Source organism: Microcystis sp. LE19-131.1A, assembly GCF_027532015.1.
Classification (GTDB): Bacteria; Cyanobacteriota; Cyanobacteriia; order Cyanobacteriales; family Microcystaceae; genus Microcystis; species Microcystis ichthyoblabe_A.
The window spans coordinates 1-4,267 of record NZ_JAPZSS010000223.1 but is presented as its reverse complement, the minus strand read 5'-3'; the positions used below and the strand labels follow the sequence as shown (position 1 = coordinate 4,267).

2 protein-coding genes are annotated in these 4,267 nt (G+C 45.5%); one reads left to right on the top strand and one right to left on the bottom strand.

Annotated elements, in window-relative coordinates; translation table 11 throughout:
• The first annotated feature begins 894 nt into the window (after nucleotides 1-894).
• Nucleotides 895-2,574 carry a phosphoenolpyruvate carboxykinase (ATP) gene (gene pckA / locus O9323_RS16405; protein WP_149106623.1) on the top strand — a complete coding sequence of 560 codons (1,680 nt, stop codon included), beginning with the start codon at nucleotides 895-897 and terminating at the stop codon, nucleotides 2,572-2,574.
• 103 nt (nucleotides 2,575-2,677) lie between these two features.
• Here pckA and O9323_RS16400 read toward each other — a convergent pair whose 3' ends face one another.
• Nucleotides 2,678-3,895: a BaiN/RdsA family NAD(P)/FAD-dependent oxidoreductase gene (locus O9323_RS16400; RefSeq protein ID WP_002777293.1), complete on the bottom strand. Its 1,218-nt coding sequence runs from the start codon at nucleotides 3,893-3,895 to the stop codon at nucleotides 2,678-2,680.
• Between the last annotated feature and the right edge of the window lie 372 nt (nucleotides 3,896-4,267).

The window sequence follows — 4,267 nt, the reverse complement described above, 5'->3', positions numbered from 1 at the left end:
TGTCAGTCTGTAGAGCGACCATAAGACCAGAACAGAGTAAATCTGTTAAGGCAGGTGCGGAACCCCGCAAGGGAAAGAAGCAGAAACCTAAATCGTGAGGTTTGGGAATCACCGTCCGTTTACGGCGGTGAGGATGTCAATATTAGTTGTTTTTTTTCGAGATCGAGCTAGACTTAATTAACCTGTTAAGTAGTTGGACAAAAGTAAAGTTAACTGTGGGGTAAGGAGTCAGGAGTCAGGAGTCAGGAGTCAGTAAGAATTGCGGCAATTTACATTTCTTAAGATAGACAACAGAATTTATGTCCGACTACTTACACAATCAATTCTAGAGCTTGCCAACGGCTAATAGGGTCAATTTTGGCCGCTAACTGGTTCCTGTGTCAATCGACTTTTTTTATTAGCGGCGAAATCGATTTGACCACGTTTAGGATCATTGTCATCATCTCTAGACAACCAGCTATTGTTCTGACGTTCCCCAAAACCAGAGACTTCCTACCTGACAATTAAGATAACTTCTAGATTAGCTGACCAATTTTGTGTAGCTGTTAACTTTTGTAAAAAAAACATCGTCTGCATCCCATTGTACAGCTAGACTAAAAATAGCTAGAAAAAGCAGTTAGATCGGCAAGAGAGAAAAGGTACAAACCCTGACTGGGAGATGAAGGGTAAATACGCAAATAAGCCTCAATTCCGCTCTAAAGTTGGCTTTACCGACAGCGAGAGACCAGATTAATCAGGGAAATATCGTCAGATAAACTAATCAATATAGCTTCTTAGGTGTCTGGGAGTGAAAAAGACAGAGAACGAGGGTTTTCTAGTTCCTATAACTGCACTAATCAGAGACCTAGAATTTACCTCTAAACCGACAACTAAATTATCAGGAGAATTTGGGTTATGCCGACTCTACACACGCTGACCAATGATAGTATCTCTTGTTCCTTGTCCGATCGCATGGAGAATGTCAATTTCCACTGCGAATTAGAAAATCAAATTCATCCCACCTACGGCCTCGAAAACCTAGGCATGAAAAATCTCGGTCGCGTTTATCGCAATCTTTCCGTACCGCAATTAGTCGAACAGGCGATCGAACATCATGAGGGCGTTTTAGCCGATAATGGGGCTTTAGTGGTGGAAACAGGTAAATATACCGGTCGTTCCCCCAAAGATAAATTCATTGTCAAAGAAACCACCAGCGAAAAGGAAATCGACTGGAATCAGCATAACGCCCCGATTAGCGAGGAAAAATTCCAGCAGTTATACCGAAAAGTCCTCGCCTATGTACAGGGAAAAGACCTATATATCTTCGATGGTTACGTCGGGTCCGATCCTAATTGTCGCTTTGGCGTGCGCGTTGTCACCGAAATCGCCTACCATAACCTCTTTGCCCATCAGTTATTCCTCCGGCCCAGTGCGATCGAACTAGCCGCCCATGAAACTGATTTTACCGTGATTGCCCTGCCGGGGTTACAGGGATATCCCGAGGATGACGACCTGAACAGCGAAGCCTTTATCGTCCTCAACCTGGCAAAAAAAATCGTTCTCATCGGTGGCACTCGCTACGCTGGCGAAATCAAAAAATCCGTCTTCTCGATGATGAACTACCTGATGACCAAACAAGGGGTTTTACCGATGCACGGTGCCGCTAACATGGATAAACACGGTCATACGGCCCTCTTTTTCGGTCTCTCCGGTACGGGTAAAACCACCCTTTCCGCCGATCCTAAACGCAGCCTCATCGGTGATGATGAACACGGTTGGTCAGAAGACGGCATTTTTAACTTTGAAGGCGGTTGTTATGCTAAAACCATCCGTTTAAGTGCCGAATACGAACCCCAAATCTGGGCGGCGATTCAATTTGGCACTATTCTCGAAAACGTGATCCTTTCCCCCGATAATCGCCTTCCCGACTATGATGATGGACGTTTGACCGAAAACACCCGCGCCGCCTATCCCCTGCGTTATATCCCTAATTGTGCCGTATCTGGCATGGGAACCCACCCGAAAACGATTATCTTCTTAACTGCCGATGCTTTTGGGGTACTGCCACCAATCGCCAAATTAACCACGAACCAGGCGATGTATCATTTCCTCTCCGGCTATACTAGCAAATTAGCGGGAACGGAACGGGGAATCACCGCACCACAGGTGACTTTTTCCAGTTGTTTCGGTCAATGTTTCTTCCCTCTGTCACCCCTGGTCTATGCCCAAATGTTAGGGCAACGTTTAGAACAACACCCCGAAACCTCGGTTTATCTGATTAATACTGGTTGGTCTGGCGGTCCCTACGGAGTCGGCGATCGCATTTCGATCAAACACACCCGCGCTATGGTTTCCGCCGCTTTAAATGGCGATTTAGAGGAAGTAGTTTTCCATCCTCATCCCATCTTTCAAGTTCTCGTCCCCGAAATTGTCCCCGGAGTTCCCAAAAAAATCCTCGACCCGCGACAAGCATGGCAAGATGGCGAATCCTACGACCTACAGGCGCGAGAATTGGCCCATCGTTTCGTGGAAAATTTCCGTCAATTTACCACTGCCTCCCAAGAAATCATTGCAGCCGGTCCAATTTGGGAATAACAGCATCAAGGAATCGGTTATCAACTATCAGTTAAAGTGAGATTTTCTCGCAGTTTAATTGCCGTCGGGTGTATTGGGGCAGCCTAATACACCGGCAATACTGCTATCTATTGCCCATAGCTTGTCCGGCGAGATAACCAGTGGTCCAAGCGCTTTGAAAATTAAATCCCCCCGTAACTGCATCGATATCTAGTACCTCCCCGGCAAAATATAACCCCGGACAGATTTTACTTTCCATAGTTTTAAAATCCACTTCCTGAAGATTCACTCCCCCAGAGGTGACAAATTCCTCCTTAAACACCCCTTTTCCTTTGATTTGATATTCCCCTTGCTGTAATTCAATCATTAATCGATTGAGAGTATTTTTAGATAATTCGGCCCAGGGAGTTTCCGAGTTAACAGTCAAGTAACTTAATAAACTCTGCCAAAGACGCTTAGGTAACTGTTCAAAGGGACAATAATTAAAAAGTTTTCTTTTGGGATATTCACTTTTAGTTTGTAAGATAATTTCTCGTAATTTTTCAGGATGATAATCCCCCAACCAATTAATTATTAAAGGCATTCGGTAATGCTGCTCATGAAGCACCCGCGCTCCCCAAGCAGAAAGTTTTAAAATAGCCGGGCCACTAACTCCCCAATGGGTAATTAATAAAGGTCCGATTTGTTCTAATTTACTTCCCCCAAGACGAACTCGCACTTTATCCACAGCAACCCCTAACAAATCTTGCAGACGAGGATCGGCAATTTGAAAGGTAAATAAAGAAGGGACAGGAGAGACTAGAGAATGACCTAAATCTTGAGCGGTGCGATAACCAAAAGGACTACTTCCCGTAGCAATTAAAAGCTTATCTGCCCTAATTTGCTCATCTCTTTTTAATTCAATTAAAAAACTTTCTTCCTGTTTTTTTACCGATTTAACTGGGGAATTTAGCCTTAAATTAACCCCAGCAAAAGTCGCACTTTCCCGCAGACAATTAACAATAGTTTCAGAATTATCGGTGCTGGGAAACATTCGCCCATCGGCTTCTGTTTTGAGTTTTACCCCCCGCAATTCAAACCATTTAATAGTATCTTGGGGTTGAAACCGACTAAAAGCTCCCCGTAGTGCTTTGCCACCGCGAGGATAATAATTAACCAATTGGGAAACATCAAAACAATGATGGGTGACATTACAGCGTCCCCCTCCCGAAATCCGCACTTTCGCCAGAGGTTCTTTTGCCGCTTCTAGGATAGTAACGCCAGCTTTGGGGTTAGATTCTGCCGCTTTAATTGCGCCAAAAAATCCCGCTGCCCCGCCACCAATTACGACTATTTGAGTCATATAAGTAAGTGGTTATAATTAAATTGAAGATAGATTTTGTCTTTGATCCCCCCTGCCCCCCTTGATAAGGGGGGTGCCGATAGGCGGGGGGATATCCCTTGATAAGGGGGGTGCCGATAGGCGGGGGGATATGCCGTGATAAGGGGGGTGCCGTTCCCCGCTTAATCCCCCCGTGATACGGGGGGTGCAGATCCCGCCTTAATCCCCACTTGAAACGGGGGGGGCCGAGCCCCCCGCCTAGCCGCACCCCCCTTATCAAGGGAGAACCCCCCGCCTAACGGCACCCCCCTTATCAAGGGCGGCAGGGGGGAACAAAGACAAAATCTATCTTCAATTTAATTATAACCACTTACTTATATGACTCAAATAGTC

Excerpts from the sequence above, each read along its gene's own strand:
- O9323_RS16400 (WP_002777293.1), bottom strand. The coding sequence starts at position 3,895 with ATGACTCAAATAGTCGTAATTGGTGGCGGGGCAGCGGGATTTTTTGGC.
- pckA (WP_149106623.1), top strand. The coding sequence starts at position 895 with ATGCCGACTCTACACACGCTGACCAATGATAGTATCTCTTGTTCCTTG.